The organism is Bartonella sp. AP150HLJHH (assembly GCF_042196385.1).
In the GTDB taxonomy this organism is placed as follows: Bacteria; Pseudomonadota; Alphaproteobacteria; order Rhizobiales; family Rhizobiaceae; genus Bartonella.
The window spans coordinates 74,841-91,320 of sequence record NZ_JBHIQC010000006.1 but is presented as its reverse complement, the minus strand read 5'-3'; the positions used below and the strand labels follow the sequence as shown (position 1 = coordinate 91,320).

Annotated in this window: 14 protein-coding genes; all 14 read left to right on the top strand. The window is 38.4% G+C overall.

The features are described 5' to 3' along the window. Positions 1–1,080 precede the first annotated feature (1,080 nt). Positions 1,081–1,767 carry a tRNA (adenosine(37)-N6)-threonylcarbamoyltransferase complex dimerization subunit type 1 TsaB gene (gene tsaB / locus ACFING_RS04295; protein ID WP_375621199.1) on the top strand — a complete coding sequence of 229 codons (687 nt, stop codon included), beginning with the start codon at positions 1,081–1,083 and terminating at the stop codon, positions 1,765–1,767. Further along, complete coding sequence (gene rimI, locus ACFING_RS04290) at positions 1,767–2,258, top strand: ribosomal protein S18-alanine N-acetyltransferase (RefSeq protein WP_375611805.1); 492 nt, start codon at positions 1,767–1,769, stop codon at positions 2,256–2,258. Before tsaB ends, rimI begins: the two co-directional genes overlap by 1 nt. A 31-nt stretch (positions 2,259–2,289) precedes the next feature. Beyond that, positions 2,290–3,666, top strand: coding sequence for a tRNA (N6-isopentenyl adenosine(37)-C2)-methylthiotransferase MiaB (gene miaB, locus ACFING_RS04285; protein WP_375621198.1), 1,377 nt, complete (start codon positions 2,290–2,292; stop codon positions 3,664–3,666). Positions 3,667–3,825: 159 nt separating this feature from the next. Beyond that, positions 3,826–4,950 carry a PhoH family protein gene (locus tag ACFING_RS04280; protein WP_375613339.1) on the top strand — a complete coding sequence of 375 codons (1,125 nt, stop codon included), beginning with the start codon at positions 3,826–3,828 and terminating at the stop codon, positions 4,948–4,950. Further along, positions 4,947–5,414: an rRNA maturation RNase YbeY gene (gene ybeY / locus ACFING_RS04275; protein ID WP_375611807.1), complete on the top strand. Its 468-nt coding sequence runs from the start codon at positions 4,947–4,949 to the stop codon at positions 5,412–5,414. Before ACFING_RS04280 ends, ybeY begins: the two co-directional genes overlap by 4 nt. Positions 5,415–5,523: 109 nt before the next feature. Next, positions 5,524–6,549, top strand: a complete 1,026-nt coding sequence (locus tag ACFING_RS04270; RefSeq protein ID WP_375630012.1) for a hemolysin family protein — start codon at positions 5,524–5,526, stop codon at positions 6,547–6,549. Further along, the gene (gene lnt / locus ACFING_RS04265; protein ID WP_375630011.1) at positions 6,512–8,146 is read left to right on the top strand and encodes an apolipoprotein N-acyltransferase; all 1,635 of its coding nucleotides are present in this window, start codon (positions 6,512–6,514) and stop codon (positions 8,144–8,146) included. Before ACFING_RS04270 ends, lnt begins: the two co-directional genes overlap by 38 nt. A gap of 148 nt (positions 8,147–8,294) precedes the next feature. Further along, positions 8,295–8,708 (top strand): helix-turn-helix domain-containing protein, encoded by a 414-nt coding sequence (locus ACFING_RS04260; RefSeq protein WP_375611810.1) that lies wholly within the window; start codon positions 8,295–8,297, stop codon positions 8,706–8,708. 130 nt (positions 8,709–8,838) lie between these two features. Further along, on the top strand, positions 8,839–10,107 hold the full coding sequence (metK, locus tag ACFING_RS04255; RefSeq protein WP_375613312.1) for a methionine adenosyltransferase: 1,269 nt from the start codon (positions 8,839–8,841) through the stop codon (positions 10,105–10,107). After that, a complete protein-coding gene (locus ACFING_RS04250; RefSeq protein ID WP_375611812.1) occupies positions 10,104–10,805 on the top strand; it encodes a tRNA (guanine(46)-N(7))-methyltransferase TrmB in 702 nt (233 codons plus the stop codon). Before metK ends, ACFING_RS04250 begins: the two co-directional genes overlap by 4 nt. Positions 10,806–10,932: 127 nt before the next feature. Next, a complete protein-coding gene (gene rimP, locus ACFING_RS04245) occupies positions 10,933–11,583 on the top strand; it encodes a ribosome maturation factor RimP (RefSeq protein ID WP_375630010.1) in 651 nt (216 codons plus the stop codon). A 47-nt stretch (positions 11,584–11,630) separates the two neighbouring features. Continuing rightward, positions 11,631–13,262 (top strand): transcription termination factor NusA, encoded by a 1,632-nt coding sequence (nusA, locus tag ACFING_RS04240; protein ID WP_375630009.1) that lies wholly within the window; start codon positions 11,631–11,633, stop codon positions 13,260–13,262. Beyond that, a complete protein-coding gene (locus tag ACFING_RS04235; protein WP_375630008.1) occupies positions 13,263–13,898 on the top strand; it encodes an RNA-binding protein in 636 nt (211 codons plus the stop codon). It abuts the gene before it with no gap. Further along, positions 13,895–16,414, top strand: a complete 2,520-nt coding sequence (gene infB, locus ACFING_RS04230) for a translation initiation factor IF-2 (protein ID WP_375630007.1) — start codon at positions 13,895–13,897, stop codon at positions 16,412–16,414. Before ACFING_RS04235 ends, infB begins: the two co-directional genes overlap by 4 nt. Positions 16,415–16,480 lie beyond the last annotated feature (66 nt).

Genomic DNA, 16,480 nt, shown 5'->3' with positions numbered 1-16,480 from the left:
TGTTATGATGATGCTGTTATGACAGCTCTCTATTTTGCGCTCGCCAATTTTGGCGAATGTTAATTTGCTCTTTTATGCGATTAACAATCCAATCATTAAAACAAGATGTGATCTTTAAACGTATGTTATCGATAATTCCAAACAACTAAATTTTAAACAATGCGATTTTGAGTGATAAAAACATATCATAAAATTTATAAACTGTTATGAATGATATCGGCTTTTCATTTTATTTGAATACACACATGCGTTATAATATTCACGTCATGATTTGCTTTTTATGGTCTATTCATACATGGCAATCTTATATAAAAAATGATCAAATGAATCACGTATAAAAAGATGGATTCTTAAGTGGATTCATATAAAATAATTGCAAACAACATATTGACTTTATTGCGTTTTTTTGTATAATGTGACTCTGTAAACCAGAAAAAATTCTAAAATACTGCTCATTATTCTATACAAAAAATTGAAAGAGCTGATATTTAAGTGAAAACTGTCAAATGTGCTTTTCAGTCCATAATGATTTGCAACAGGGTAGTATCGAAATACGTAACTCATGCAAAACAATGCCATTTCTTTCATCTGCTCTCATTACGCTGAGGTTTTTATATAAAGACGGATAAAATATATTCTTATTTGAAAAAAATGTGGGGTCATAACTTTTCCTCTTTTAAATTACTTTTACTTACTATGTAATACAAGTGGCATCATCGTACTATTTGATAGCTTAAAAGTTGTGACAATCCTTACATTTAAACGATTCGTGAAAGGAGTTTTTATTCTTTTCTTCAACAGTTTTGATTCATACGCTAACTCCGCTTGTAATATACAAGCTAATAACTTTAATTGTTTCACCATAAGTAGATTTAAAATAAGAGAATCTTACAATACTCAAGATACTCATTCAAAAAGTGATAAAAATAAGGATTAAATCAACATCTCGTTCTATCCCATAAAAAGATATTGTTGCTTATTGGCACTAGTAACTTTCTTACAAATGAAATATACGATAATGAAAAGATTAAAAATACAGCAGGACTTTTATTTATCGTTTTATTCAACTAAAATATTTTTATGCTTATCCTTGCTATAGATACTGCTTCAATTTATTGTGCTGTTGCGCTTATTCGTCATAAATCTGTTATTGCGCGTATCAATGAGCGCATGAACAAAGGACATGCTGAAAAACTTATTGGGCAGATTACACAAATAATGAAACAAGCCAATATGACGCTTGATCAAGTTGAGCGTATTGCTGTCAATATTGGACCTGGATCATTTACTGGTGTACGTGTCGGTGTTGCAACAGCGCGCGCTTTGGCATTAGCACTTGAAATACCTGCTGTTGGAGTGAGTGCTCTTGAAGCGTTAGCAGCACAAGTCATAAACAATAAAAGTACAGCATCGGCAATTACTGTTGTCATTGAAGCAGGGAGAGGGATGTTCTACCATCAAAATTTTCATAATGATCTCACACCTTTGGGAGAGCCGGGATTAAAAACAATTGAAAATATCCTCGAAGATTTGCCCAAAAAAACCCGACTGACTGGCCCAGCTGCTGATGTCGTTGTGGAGCATATTAAAAACCATAAAATATACGAAAAAATTGTCCTAGAAAAAATCCCCTGCGAAGCGGCCGATATTGTAAACTATGCTTATCTTGCTGCAAACAAACAATCAAAAAATTCACCTCGCCCACTCTATCTACGCAGCGCTGATGCAAAACAACAAACCAATTTTGCTTTACCACAAAAAAAATAATGCCCAAATTTTCATTGACAAAAAAGAATTTTGGAATTGCTCCGCTACAAGTTAATGATAGTGCTTCTCTTCATCAAATTCATCAGCATTGTTTTACCCCTTCTTGGGAAAAACAAGCTTTTGATAATTTCTTAACAGATCACTCTATCTTCGGATACAAAGCTTTTCTCATTGATCACTCTGATCAAATTTTAGGCTTTTGCCTATGCCGTCTCATCCTTGATGAAGCAGAAATCATCACAATTGCTGTTCATCCTCATTATCGTCAAAAAGGAATTGGTACCTTTCTTATCGATCGTACAGTTCACCATCTTCACGACAAGGGCGCCATAAAATTATTCTTGGAAGTAGAAGCCACAAATCTTTCTGCTTTGAACCTTTATCAACGCTTTGAATTTCAAAAAATTTCTGAACGTCTTGCCTACTACGCGTCAAAAAATGGTCGTGGTGATGCAATTATCATGCAAAAAACTTTTAAGCAAATAGATTGAGATTTGTGTAAAAAACATTTACACATGCGCTATGAATAAAGTAAATCCTAAAAATACGCCTCCTGTTGCTCCTAAAAAGGTTTTTATCAAAACCTATGGATGTCAAATGAACGTTTATGATAGCCAACGGATGACTGATAGCCTCAGTTCGCAAGGCTATGTGACAACACAAATTCCCAATGATGCCGATCTTATTCTTGTTAATACCTGTCATATTCGTGAAAAAGCAGCAGAAAAACTTTATTCTGATCTTGGTCGTTTGCGCGTTATGCGTCAAGAGCGCACACCTGATAAACCCCTGATGGTTGGTGTAACAGGTTGTGTTGCACAAGCTGAGGGAAGTGAAATCTTGCGCCGTGCTCCAACAGTGGATCTTGTTATTGGTCCGCAAATGTATCATCGCTTGCCAGAATTGTTAGAAAAAGCCAAACAAGGGAAAAAAATTATCGAAACAGACTATGCTGTTGAAGATAAATTTGCTCATTTGCCGCCCCATAATAAACATGCAGTAAGAAAACGAGGTGTTAGCGCATTTTTAACAGTACAGGAAGGTTGCGATAAATTTTGCACTTTTTGTGTTGTTCCTTACACACGCGGTGCTGAAATATCACGGTCTGTCGAGCAAATTACCGAGGAAGCCCTTCAACTCATCGAAGCGGGTGTCAAAGAAATTACGCTGCTTGGACAAAATGTCAATGGTTGGCATGGACAAAGTGCTGATGGCAAAACTTGGCGTCTTGGTGATCTTCTTTATCATCTCGCAAAACTCGATGGTTTAAAGCGTTTGCGTTACACAACCAGCCACCCACGTGATATGGATGATAGCCTTATTGCCGCGCATCGAGATCTTGATATGTTAATGCCTTACCTCCATCTTCCTGTTCAATCAGGTTCAGATCGCATCTTAAAAGCCATGAACAGACAACACAAAAGCTCTCATTATCTTCATCTTATCGAAAAAATTCGAACCGTACGGCCAGATATTGCCTTTTCAGGCGATTTTATTGTAGGGTTTCCAGGAGAAACAGATGAAGACTTTGAAGAAACCATTAAACTTATTCAACAAGTACAGTACAGTTCAGCTTATTCTTTTAAATATTCCCCCCGTCCTGGAACAGTGGGAGCCACAATGAAAAATCATGTTGATGAATCTGTAAAAGATGCCCGACTTCAACATTTACAAGCCCTTCTCCTTGAGCAACAAAATGCGTTTTTGCGTTCTAAAATTGATCAAAAAACGAACGTTCTCATCGAAAAACCTGGACGTCACTCAGGGCAAATGGTAGGGCGTTCCCCTTGGCTTTTACCTGTTGTTGTCGATACAGAAGCCTCTACAGGTAGCGTGATAGAAATTCATATTAAAAATGCAAGCTCAAACAGTTTTGTTGGTGAAGTGACAAATAGATAAACATGCCTCTAATACCTTGTTCAAAAATAAATATTTTGGAAAACTCTTTTATTTTAAAAGCAAATGATTACATCTAAAGCGTGCACTTTTTGTAAAAATTGTCTTTTATAAAGTTTACTTAACAAAATGTGCAATATTTATGTAAATATGGAGAATAGGCTGAAAGCTTCAACCGAAAAAATAAAGCGTATTAAAGAAAAAGTAAATATGTCCCTTGAAAAGGCTGATACCTTGAAACAAACAAGCGCTTCAGATGTGAGCCAAGTTGTTTTGATTTTCGAAAATAATAAATATGCAAAAGCAGTTTTTGGTAAATTTGACGAAAATCTCGCTTATATCGAAAAAAAACTCGAACTTAGTATTCATCCGCGTGGTAATGAAGTCTTAATCCGTGGAAATATTTCTGTTATAAAACGTGCGCAATATGCATTGCAGCAGCTTTATGAACGTGCCAAAACACATCAAGAGCTCACTTTATCAGATATAAAAGGAGCGATTGCTATGGCAAATATACCAAAGAAGCAGAAAGAAGACACAATAACACACAAATCTGCAACGAAACGTATAGCAGCTCGGTTGAGTACCCATAAAAAAATAATTCATGCAAGAACTCCAACACAAGACGCTTACATAAGTGCTATGGAGCATACTGAACTTGTGTTTGGTGTAGGACCAGCAGGAACAGGAAAAACGTATCTTGCTGTTGCTCATGCTGCAATGCTTCTAGAACGTGGTATCATTGAGCGAATTATTCTCTCACGTCCGGCTGTTGAAGCTGGAGAACATCTTGGTTTTCTTCCCGGTGATCTCAAAGAAAAAGTCGACCCATATTTACGACCACTTTATGATGCTCTTTATGATATGATGCCCGCTGAAAAAATAGAACGCATTTTAGCCTCTGGTGTCATAGAAATTGCTCCTCTCGCCTTTATGCGCGGACGAACACTTGCCCATGCTGCTGTTATTCTTGATGAGGCACAAAATACTACGCCCATGCAAATGAAAATGTTCCTCACACGTCTTGGAGAAGGAACACGTATGATTGTTACCGGTGACGTAAGCCAAATTGATTTGCCTACAGGGCAAAAATCAGGTCTCATTGAAGCAATTCGCATTCTTTCAAATGTAGAAAATATTGCAATTGTGCATTTTGATGAAAAAGATGTTGTACGCCACCCACTTGTTGCTGCTATCGTTCGTGCTTATGATCGTGATTCCGAAATACAAAATAAAAAAAAATCATTCGCATGCGATGCATTAAAAAATGAATTTGATTCATCATGATTATTATTGATATAATGATTAAAAGCGCAGGGTGGAATGATGAGAAAATGCTTTATAATATCACTGAAAAAGCATTAATGGCAACTATGCATCATGTTTCATTGGCAAATGTTGTAAGCGAGATTAGCCTGCTTTTTACGGATGATGAACATATGGCACAAATCAATGCACAATGGCGCAACAAAAACAAATCTACTAATGTATTATCCTTTCCTGCTTTTCCACTTAAAGCTGGAAATCGACCTGGTCCCATACTCGGTGATATTATTATTGCCCGAGAAACTGTTGTTTTCGAAGCAGAGAAAGAAGGAAAAACATTTCAAGACCATTTAACACATATGATTGTTCATGGTATCTTGCATCTGCTTGGTTATGACCATGAAACTGATGATGAAGCATATAAAATGGAAAAGCTCGAAAGAGAAATTCTTCAAAAGCTTTCCATAAAAGATCCTTACGCATAATTGTCTATCAATGATAAAATTTAACTTTTAAAATCAATATTACCAGCATACCATTTAAAGCCTCTTATTTATCTATTATAAAAAAGAAAGTCTAAAAGATTTCAAAACCATGGCAAACAAAATAAATGCACAAAATAATAGTCAAGCATCTTCTAATAATGAAAAAGACCCCTCTCAACAGACGAATCATACAGAGAAATATTCCCTGATGAATCATTTATTTTCATTCTTACGGGGTCGTAATTGTGCATCTACGTCACTGCGCGATGATCTTACCGTTGCACTCACGACTAATAATGAAAAAGATACCGCCCTCTTCTCACCTGAAGAACGTACTATGCTGCATAACATTTTACGCTTACGTGAAGCACGCGTGGATGATGTTATGATACCTCGTTCTGAAATCGAAGCATTAGAAATAAACACCTCTCTTGGAGAAACCCTTAAATGTTTTGCAAAAATTGGTCATTCTCGTATCCCCGTTTATGCTGAAACTTTAGATGATCCGCGCGGCATGATCCATATCCGCGATATTCTTAACTACATCGCTCGCTTTATTATCAACCCAACAAAAACCGAACAAAAATCCGATTTTCTTCAATTAAACCATACAGACTTGCATACTCCAATCGGTGAATTGGATTTGATCCGAACAGTTCTCTTTGTTCCCAGTTCTATGCTTGCAAGCAAATTATTAACACGGATGCAAACTACACGAACTCAAATGGCTTTAGTTATTGATGAACATGGAGGAACAGATGGTCTCGTTTCAATGGAAGATATTGTTGAGTTAGTCGTTGGGGATATCGAAGATGAACATGATAATGTCGACAATGCTATCGTACGTGAACCAAATAATAAATGGCTCGTTGATGCAAGAACTGAACTAGAAGATGTGGAGAAAGCTCTTGGTCCTGATTTTATCGTAGGGGAATATGGTGATGAAGTTGATACTATTGGTGGTTTGATCGTCTCAATTCTTGATCGCATTCCTGCTAAAGGTGAAATTGTCGAAGCTGTACCTGGCTATAGATTTCGTATTTTAGAAGCTGATAAACGCCGGATTAAACGATTGCGCATTTTTCGCATTCCCAAAAATGAGAATCTTGAGAACAATGCCATCCCTAAAGAATAGTCCAGTATTTTTAAACAATTTCATCGTTTTTTTGTTCTCTGTTACAGGCTGGAAGCGCCAAGCATGGATATTTCTGTGTGGTGCTCTTACTTCTTTTGCACTTCCACCCTTTTATTTAACGCCTCTTTGCTTTTTAACTTTCCCTCTCTTTATTGTTTTACTTGACTCAATACGGGCCACCAAAAACAATAAAAAACATTTTTTTACTTACGCTTTAAGCTGTGGAACCTTTGGTTTTAGTTATTTTATTTGCGGCCTTTGGTGGCTATGCAATGCTTTGTTAACAGATCCAGATTCTTTTGGTTGGGCAGTCCCATTAGCCATTTTATTCCCTCCACTCTACCTTTCTCTTTATTGGTTTTTTTCTGGTTTCATTGTCGGTTTATTATGGACAAAAGGAATAGCACGCTTTTTTGTTTTAGCCTTTGCATTAGGATTATCCGAGTGGTTGCGTGCGTTTTTATTCACAGGATTTCCATGGAATTCTCTTGGCTATACAGCCATGCCAACCCCAATGTTCATGCAATCTGATGCAATCGTAGGACTTTACGGAATGAATATTCTTGCTGTCTTAGCCTACAGTTTGCCAACTGTTTTATTAACGGATGAAAAAAAGAAAGTGGCACTTTCTCTTTGCTTATCACTTATATTCATTCACTGTGGTTTTGGGTTTTATCGTCTTCATACGATAGAGAATACAGCTGAAGATCAAAAAAGTGCTTATTGGGTGCGCATTGTTCAACCGTCCATCCAACAAAATATAAAATTGCGTGATAATACACGAGAATCTATGTTGGAAGCACATATGAAGCTAAGTGCAACGCCAACAACCGATCAAAATTCAGAACCCGATTTTATCGTATGGCCTGAAGCTTCCGTTCCTTACCTTCTCTATGATAATTCATCTATCACAATGCGCATTGCCTCTCTTTTAAAACCTAAACAATGGGCTATTGTTGGAGCAATACGCGCCAGCAATGATCTACCTCATTCCCAAACACAATATTTTAATACAATTGCAGTCATTAATGCTCAAGGTAATATTTTAAATACTTCCGATAAACTTCATTTGGTTCCTTTTGGTGAGTATCTTCCTTATCAGAGTTTATTGAAAAAAATTGGATTGCGTACCCTTGCTGATAATATTGGTGGATATAGTGCTGCAAGTGTGCGCAAAATTGTTACAATGCCAAACGGATTTTCTTATCTACCCTTGATTTGTTATGAAGCAATATTTCCCCATGAAATGACTTTCAAAGGCTCCCCGCCTCAAGCAATTATTAATATTACAAATGATGCATGGTTTGGTGTAACACCTGGACCCTATCAACATCTTCAACAAGCACAGCTTCGTGCCGTTGAACTGGGAATCCCCCTCATACGGGCCGCCAATAATGGCATATCAGCTGTTATTGATTCTTATGGACGAATCGTTGTAGCTCTTCGACAAAATGCTGTGGGCATTATTGATTCACAAGTTCCATCATCCATTACCCCTATAGGAAGCAATGAATACAGAACTTTCTCTACTTTTATCTTATTCATCCTTATGCTATTGTGTCGTATTGGTTTTGGTTTTACAAAACAGCTTAAATGATTCAAGTGCCCTTTGTACGGTATTGTGTTGCGTGTACCAGTGATATTGGGAAAAAATATTACATATTGTTTTAATTATATGATAAATCAACTGCGCATAAATATGATGTTGGTTTAGAAGAAAAATGCTGGAAATAAAGAGTTGCATTATGACCGAAACTAGAAAAAAACCTGACCCTATAGATATCTATGTTGGAACTCGTATCCGTTTACGTCGTAATATTTTAGGACTCACTCAAGAGAAACTAGGCGAAAAATTAGGAATTACTTTTCAGCAAATCCAAAAATATGAAAAAGGAACAAACCGTATTGGTGCCAGCCGTCTTCAAGCGATAGCGGAAATTATGGATGTTCCTGTTTCTTACTTTTTTGATAAAGGTATTACCTCCCAACAAGTAGAGGGTTTTGCTGAAAGTGAACACAATTTTATAGACTTTTGTTCTAGCAGCGAAGGGATTCAGCTCATGCGCGCTTTTACAAATATATCTGATGCTAAAGTGCGTCGAAAAATTATTGACTTGGCAAAAGCACTTTCTGAGGAAGATTTGACAAATAAGTTATAAATTAAAATTATATCTTTTCTCTTTTATTCATATACATTTGCATTGACTATTTGCTGTAGAATTAGCAAATGGTGACGACTTTAGTAAGCAATTGATTAAATCGTTGGTTTTCTTTTTTGAAGGAGTTCCTATGCCGCATCAAGATTATCTTTTTACGAGCGAATCGGTATCGGAAGGACATCCTGATAAAATTTGTGATCGTATTTCCGATGAAATCGTTGATATGATCTATAAAGAAGCTGAAAAGACTGGTACTGATCCATGGTTAGTACGCGTTGCCTGTGAAACTCTCGTCAGTGTCAACCGTGTTGTTATCGCTGGTGAAGTACGTGTTCCCGATACGCTATTAAAAAAAGATAAAAATAAAGAATTCATCTATGATGAAACTAGCTTTCCACTCATTAATCCTACACGTTTTCGTACAGCAGCGCGCCGTGCTATTCGTACCATTGGCTATGAACAAGCAGGCTTCCATTGGAAAACTGTTAAAATTGATGTTCTTTTGCGCCCACAATCAGCTGATATAGCAAGAGGGGTTGATAATGCTACGGATCGGCATGGTGAAGAAGGAGCGGGTGATCAAGGTATCATGTTTGGATATGCTTGCCGTGAAACACCTGATCTCATGCCTGCGCCAATTTATTATGCGCATAAAATTCTCAAACTTCTTGCCGCAGCTCGTCATAAAGGAGAGGGAGAAACTGGAAAATTAGGACCAGATGCTAAAAGCCAAATAACCATACGTTATAAAAATGGAAAACCGATAGAGGTCACATCCATTGTTCTTTCAACGCAGCACCTTGATGAAAGCTGGGATTCCAATAAAGTACGTACAGTGGTTGAACCTTACATTCGCCAAGCTTTACATGACATTCCCATTGCAGCTCAATGTAGTTGGTATATTAACCCAACAGGAAAATTTGTCATTGGAGGCCCTCAAAGCGATGCCGGATTAACGGGACGCAAAATTATTGTGGATACTTACGGAGGTGCAGCACCCCATGGAGGCGGTGCTTTTTCAGGAAAAGATACAACAAAAGTTGATCGTTCTGCTGCCTATGCGGCACGCTATCTGGCTAAGAATATTGTTGCTGCTCATTTAGCAGAAAGATGCACCATTCAACTCTCCTATGCAATTGGTATTGCACAACCTTTATCTATTTATCTTAATCTTCATGGAACAGGAAAAGTCGATGAAAAGGTTATTGAAGAAGCCATCCGCAAAATAATGGACCTTTCACCTACCGGCATTCGAAAACATCTTGACCTCAATAAACCTATTTATGCGAAAACAGCTGCCTATGGTCACTTTGGTCGTAAACCAAAACACGATGGTTCGTTTTCATGGGAAAAAACTGATCTCGTGAAAACGCTTCAAACAATGATCCAAATCCCATGATTAAACATAATATACGTAAGAGTGAAGCATTTTTTGGACGCCGACAAGGAAAACAACTTCGAGACAGTCAGCTTACACGTATACAAATGCTTCTCCCCAGTTTGAATATTGATTTAAATGTCCCTCCTCCCTTAAACCTTACATCCTTATTTTCAAGCAAAGTAAGAGAAATTCGACTTGAAATCGGTTTTGGTGGAGGTGAACATTTACTTCATGAAATGGAATATTTTCCAAAAACCGGTTTTATCGGCGTCGAGCCCTTTATCAATGGCATGGCAAAAATATTATCGTCTCTTGAACAGCATCAAAACCATCAAAATCGTCTTCGCCTCTATAATGATGATGCTACACGCCTTCTTGATTGGCTCCCTGATAACTCGCTTGATGGAATAGACCTCTTCTATCCTGATCCTTGGCCGAAAAAGAAACACTGGAAACGACGCTTCATCAACATAAAAAATCTTAACCGTTTTGCTCGTGTTCTTAAAATAGGGAAATTTTTGCGCTTTGCTAGCGATATAGACAGTTATGTAAACTGGACTTTGTACCATTGTGCACAACATGATCACTTTGAATGGAAAGCAGAAAGCCCTCAAGACTGGAAACTCCCTTATCCACTATGGAGCGGAACCCGCTATGAAGCAAAAGCTTTACGCGAAGGACGAACGCCTGCCTATCTTACCTTTATCAAGAAATAAATGATCAAGCGCTTTTCTCATAAACAACTTGAAAAATTTTGAATTTAAGAGTATCAATAGTTAAATTCTTGGTCTTATGATGAAGAGTGGGCCGTTGGACCCGCTCTTTTTTAATATCATAAAACTGATGAAACTAACTTGGATAAAATGTATGAACGAAGCTGAAAAAATAAGCAATCTTGACGAACCGCGCCTATTTGAAGAAGATGGTATCGAAGCACAGGTTGCTGCTCTTGTCATACCACTACTTAAACCTTTAGGTTTTCGTTTGGTTCGTGTGAAACTTCTTGGTCAAAATGGTTTAACACTTCAAATTATGGTTGAGCGTGCCGATGGTTCTATGACCATAGAAGATTGTGAAACTGTTAGTCGAACAGTTTCTCCCCTCCTTGATGTACAAAATGTTATTGAACGCAAATATCATTTAGAAATCTCATCACCTGGAATTGATCGTCCATTGGTAAGAAAATCTGATTTTTTTCATTGGCAAGGGCATCTTGCAAAAATTGAAACCAAAATAACAATTGATGGGCGCCGAAAATTTCGTGGGACACTTACAAATATCACGCAAGATGGATTTATTTTAAACACTGATAAAGCTGCTTATGGAGAAGCCATGTATACCCCTATTTCCTTTTGTGATATCATAAATGCGCATTTAGTGCTTACCGATGAGCTTATTCGCGATGCATTGAAACAAAATAAAGATTTAAGTCAACAATTCATTGCCGAAGAGAACGCTAACGACTCTATACAGACGCTCAATTTCAAAAAATAATATCACTGGGAAATACCCATCGTGTGGCACAAAGAAGGAGAAAATTGATGGCTACAAGCGCTAACAGGCTTGAGATTCTGCAAATTGCAGATGCTGTTGCACGTGAAAAGTCAATCGACCGTGAAATTGTCATTTCTGCGATGGCTGATGCTATTCAAAAAGCAGCACGTTCTCGTTATGGTCAAGAAACCAATATTCGTGCTGAAATCAATTCTAAAACAGGTGAAATTAAATTACAGCGCCTGCTTAAAATCGTTGATGTCGTTGAAGACTATACAACGGAAATTACTTTGTCTGATGCTCTCAAACGTCAAGCAGAAGCAAAAATTGGTGATTTTTTTGCTGATCTTTTACCTCCTATGGATTTTGGACGTATCGCAGCACAATCTGCTAAACAGGTTATTGTACAAAAAGTACGCGATGCAGAGCGCGATCAGCAATATGAAGAATTCAAAAATAAAGTTGGTGAAATTATTTCTGGTACAGTTAAGCGTGTGGAATATGGTAACGTCATCGTTGATCTAGGGCGCGGTGAAGCTATTGTTCGCCGTGATGAATTAATTCCTCGTGAATCATTCCGCTATGGAGATCGCATTCGTGCTTTTGTCAATGATGTACACCGTGAAACGCGTGGTCCGCAAATTTTCCTTTCACGCACACATCCCCAATTTATGGTAAAACTTTTCACTATGGAAGTACCAGAAATTTATGATGGTATTATAGAAATCAAATCTGTTGCTCGTGATCCAGGTTCACGGGCTAAAATCGCCGTTATTTCACGTGATGGTTCCATTGATCCTGTTGGAGCATGCGTTGGAATGCGAGGAAGTCGTGTACAAGCTGTTGTTGCTGAATTACAAGGCGAAAAAATTGATATTATTCCTTGGTCGCCTGATGCGGCAACATTTGTCGTTAATGCACTGCAACCTGCTGAAGTTTCTAAAATCATCCTTGATGAAGATGCTGAACGGATTGAAGTTATTGTGCCAGATGATCAACTTAGCCTTGCTATTGGACGACGTGGGCAAAATGTTCGCTTGGCTTCGCAACTAACAGGATGGAACATTGATATTTTAACGGAAAAGGAAGAATCTGAAAATCGTCAAAAAGAATTTACTGAACGGAGTAAATTGTTTATGGAAGCCTTAGAGGTTGACGAAATGATCGGACAGGTTATGGCATCAGAGGGTTTTTCTTCTATTGAAGAAATCGCCTATATTGATCTTGAAGAAATCGCTTCTATTGATGGTTTTGACCATGATACCGCCGCTGAAATTCAAAGTCGTGCCCGCGAATATCTTGATCATCAAGAAAAAGAACTTGATGAAAAACGCAAAAAGCTTGGAGTTTCTGACGAATTGCGAACACTTCCTGGAATGACAAGTGCTATGTTGGTTGCTGTAGGTGAGGATGGTGTAAAAACAATAGAAGACTTTGCTGGCTATGCCGTTGATGATTTAGCTGGTTGGAGAGAACGTAAAGAAGGTCAAACACAGAATTTTTCTGGTATTTTAACCCCTTTTGACATTACACGCGCAGATGCAGAAGCTATGGTTTTAGCCGCACGTGTACAAGCAGGCTGGATAGACCAAGCTGATCTTGTTACAGAAAGTCCTGTAGAAGATGAAAATTCTGCAGAAAATGAAAAAACAGATGATTTGGATGTGGATACACTTTAAATGAACGAACGGACTTGCATTGTGACCCGAAAAAATGCTTCAGCACAAACGCTGATCCGTTTTGTTATTGGTCCCAATAACCAAATTGTTCCTGATCTTAAAGCGAATTTACCAGGGCGTGGCGTTTGGATTTCTGCCCATCACGCTGTTATTGAGAAAGCAATCAAACAGAAAGCTTTTCATAGAAATTTTAAAACAGATGTTGAGGTTGCACCAAATCTTGTGCATATTGTTGATACGCTTTTACTAAAAGCCGCTCTTTCAAGCCTTTCCATGGCACGAAAAGCGGGAGCAATTGTTATGGGAGCAACAAAGGTTGACGCTGCTATCCGCTCTGGTAAAGTTATTCTTGTACTTCATGCTAAAGAAGCAACAGAAGATGGGAAACGAAAAATTGCACAGGCCATCCATTCAATACAACAACAAACAAATCGGACTATAAAAACCATATCTTTATTTACAAGTGATGAAATGCGAGTGGCTTTTGGCTCTAATCCTGTAATGCACGCGGCCTTACTGGACACAAAAGCTGCTGAAGGATTTCTCAAAACAACATGTAAATTGATCAGCTATCGTGACGACAAGCATAGTAAGTCTAGTGAGATGACGGCACAAGCCGTGAAGGAAGTACAATGAGTGAAAATAACAACGACAAAACAACCGTCAAGAAGACACTAACTCTCAAGAGGTCTGTCTTGGAAACGAGCACGGTTAAACAAAATTTTAGTCATGGCCGTACGAAGGCTGTCGTTGTCGAAACCAAACGGCGTAAAATTACGCGACCTGATGAAAAAGCTGAAACCCTACAGCCCATTACAAAGCCGCATGTGGCCCCCCAGCGTTCTAAACCGCGTTTTGAGGGGAAAAAGCCTCAAGAATCTGTGACCAAAAGCAATCTTTCATCAACTGAAATGGAAGCGAGACTTCGCGCGTTAGAAGAAGCACATATCCAAGAAAAAATAACGCGAGAACAAGCCGAAGAAGAAGCAAGACGCGCTAAAGAGCGTGAAGAAATTTTACAGCAAGAAATTAAAGAAAAAGAAATACATCTCCAACAAGAAGAAGAAATATTGCCAGTACAGACTCCACCTGTTCCCCCTCTCATTGAACAGACAGATATTCCTATTGCGCCTAAACACACAACCGTGGTTGAAAAACGCAAAATAGATGACAATAAAGAGGAAGAACGGCATAGTCGACGTGCTAATCCTGCTAAGTCAGAAATACGTGTACCAAAAGTTGTCAAAGGAGCTGATGAGCGGAGACGTGGAAAGCTAACTCTGAATAGTGCACTGGATGAAGAAGGAACCGCACGTGGGCGCTCAATGGCTGCAATGCGGCGTAGACAGGAAAAGTTTAAGCGTGCACAAAATCAAGAACCAAGAGAAAAAATTTCTCGCGAAGTTGTTCTTCCTGAAACGATTACCATTCAAGAGCTCGCACAACGTATGACTGAGCGTTCTGTTGATGTGATTAAATTCTTGATGAAACAAGGACAAATGATGAAACCTGGCGATGTTATTGATGCAGATGTTGCCGAACTCATCGCTGTTGAATTTGGCCATACTGTTAAACGTGTTTTAGAATCTGACGTAGAAGAAGGTATTTTTAATATAATAGATAATCCTCAAAACATGCAGCAGCGCGCCCCTGTTGTAACCATTATGGGCCATGTTGACCACGGAAAAACTTCTCTTTTGGATGCTATTCGTAAAGCAAATGTTGTTTCTGGCGAAGCAGGAGGTATTACGCAGCATATTGGTGCCTATCAAGTAGAACAAAACGGTCAAAAAATTACCTTTATTGATACACCAGGTCATGCTGCATTTACCGCTATGCGTGCACGCGGAGCTCGTGTTACTGATATTGCTGTTCTCGTTGTAGCCGCTGATGATAGTGTTATGCCTCAAACGATTGAATCAATCAATCATGCGAAAGCTGCTGGTGTACCTATCATTGTTGCTATCAACAAAATTGATAAACCAGCTGCGAATGCACAAAAAGTGCGTACAGAACTTCTACAACATGAAGTGTTTGTTGAAACTATGGGCGGAGAAACTTTGGACGTTGAAGTTTCTGCTAAAACTGGTCAAAATCTTGATAAACTTCTCGAAGCTATCCTTCTTCAAGCTGAAATGCTTGATCTGAAAGCAGATCCTCAACGAACTGCAGAGGGCGTTATCATTGAAGCCAAATTGGATCGCGGACGTGGGTCTGTTGCAACAGTTCTTGTTCAAAAAGGTACATTACACCCTTCTGATATTATAGTTGCTGGAAATGAATGGGGTCGTGTACGTGCTTTGATTGACGACCATGGCCGCCATGTCAAAGAGGCCGTTCCCTCTACACCAATTGAAATTTTAGGCATGCAAGGAACACCACAAGCCGGAGATCGTTTTGCTGTTGTCACACATGAAGCAAAAGCACGTGAAATTTCTGAATATCGGCAACGATTAGCACGTGATAAAGCTGTTGCGCGGCAAACTGGTTCGCGTGGTTCTCTTGAACAGATGATGACAAAATTGCAAACGACTGGTGTTAAGGATTTTTCTCTTATTATAAAAGGAGATGTTCAAGGATCAATTGAAGCAATCGCTTCAGCATTGGAAAAACTCGGAAATGACGAGGTTCGTGCGCGTATTGTACATTCTGGTGCTGGAGGAATTACCGAAAGTGATATTTCTCTTGCAGAAGCTTCTAACTCTGCTGTAATTGGCTTTAATGTTCGAGCCAATAAGCAGGCACGTGATTTTGCTAAAACACAAGGAATTGAAATTCGTTATTACAACATCATTTATGATCTTGTTGACGATATCAAGGCTGCTATGTCTGGATTACTCTCACCAGAACAGCGTGAAACTTTCCTTGGTAATGCTGAAATTCTAGAAGTCTTTAACATTACAAAAATTGGAAAAGTTGCAGGGTGTCGTGTTACAGAAGGTAAAATAGAACGAGGAGCCGGTGTTCGCCTTATCCGCGATAATATCGTTATTCACGAAGGAAAGCTGAAAACACTCAAACGCTTTAAGGATGAAGTCAATGAAGTGCAAAGTGGTCAAGAATGTGGGATAGCCTTTGAAAATTATGAAGACATGCGTGCAGGAGACATCATTGAAACCTTCCGTATCGAACATATTAATCGCACATTATAAAATAATCCAATAACTTTACTCTGTTGTGAAATGAGAAAAGTTATTAGGTTTTATACACAATATCTC

What these genes read in the sequence shown, in the direction of transcription:
- ACFING_RS04270 (WP_375630012.1), top strand. Translation starts at nt 5,524, where the DNA reads ATGGCAAACAAAATAAATGCACAAAATAATAGTCAAGCATCTTCTAAT.
- ACFING_RS04250 (WP_375611812.1), top strand. Translation starts at nt 10,104, where the DNA reads ATGATTAAACATAATATACGTAAGAGTGAAGCATTTTTTGGACGCCGA.
- ACFING_RS04235 (WP_375630008.1), top strand. Translation starts at nt 13,263, where the DNA reads ATGAACGAACGGACTTGCATTGTGACCCGAAAAAATGCTTCAGCACAA.
- nusA (WP_375630009.1), top strand. Translation starts at nt 11,631, where the DNA reads ATGGCTACAAGCGCTAACAGGCTTGAGATTCTGCAAATTGCAGATGCT.
- rimP (WP_375630010.1), top strand. Translation starts at nt 10,933, where the DNA reads ATGAAACTAACTTGGATAAAATGTATGAACGAAGCTGAAAAAATAAGC.
- miaB (WP_375621198.1), top strand. Translation starts at nt 2,290, where the DNA reads ATGAATAAAGTAAATCCTAAAAATACGCCTCCTGTTGCTCCTAAAAAG.
- rimI (WP_375611805.1), top strand. Translation starts at nt 1,767, where the DNA reads ATGCCCAAATTTTCATTGACAAAAAAGAATTTTGGAATTGCTCCGCTA.
- ybeY (WP_375611807.1), top strand. Translation starts at nt 4,947, where the DNA reads ATGATTATTATTGATATAATGATTAAAAGCGCAGGGTGGAATGATGAG.
- metK (WP_375613312.1), top strand. Translation starts at nt 8,839, where the DNA reads ATGCCGCATCAAGATTATCTTTTTACGAGCGAATCGGTATCGGAAGGA.
- tsaB (WP_375621199.1), top strand. Translation starts at nt 1,081, where the DNA reads ATGCTTATCCTTGCTATAGATACTGCTTCAATTTATTGTGCTGTTGCG.
- infB (WP_375630007.1), top strand. Translation starts at nt 13,895, where the DNA reads ATGAGTGAAAATAACAACGACAAAACAACCGTCAAGAAGACACTAACT.
- lnt (WP_375630011.1), top strand. Translation starts at nt 6,512, where the DNA reads ATGAGAATCTTGAGAACAATGCCATCCCTAAAGAATAGTCCAGTATTT.
- ACFING_RS04260 (WP_375611810.1), top strand. Translation starts at nt 8,295, where the DNA reads ATGACCGAAACTAGAAAAAAACCTGACCCTATAGATATCTATGTTGGA.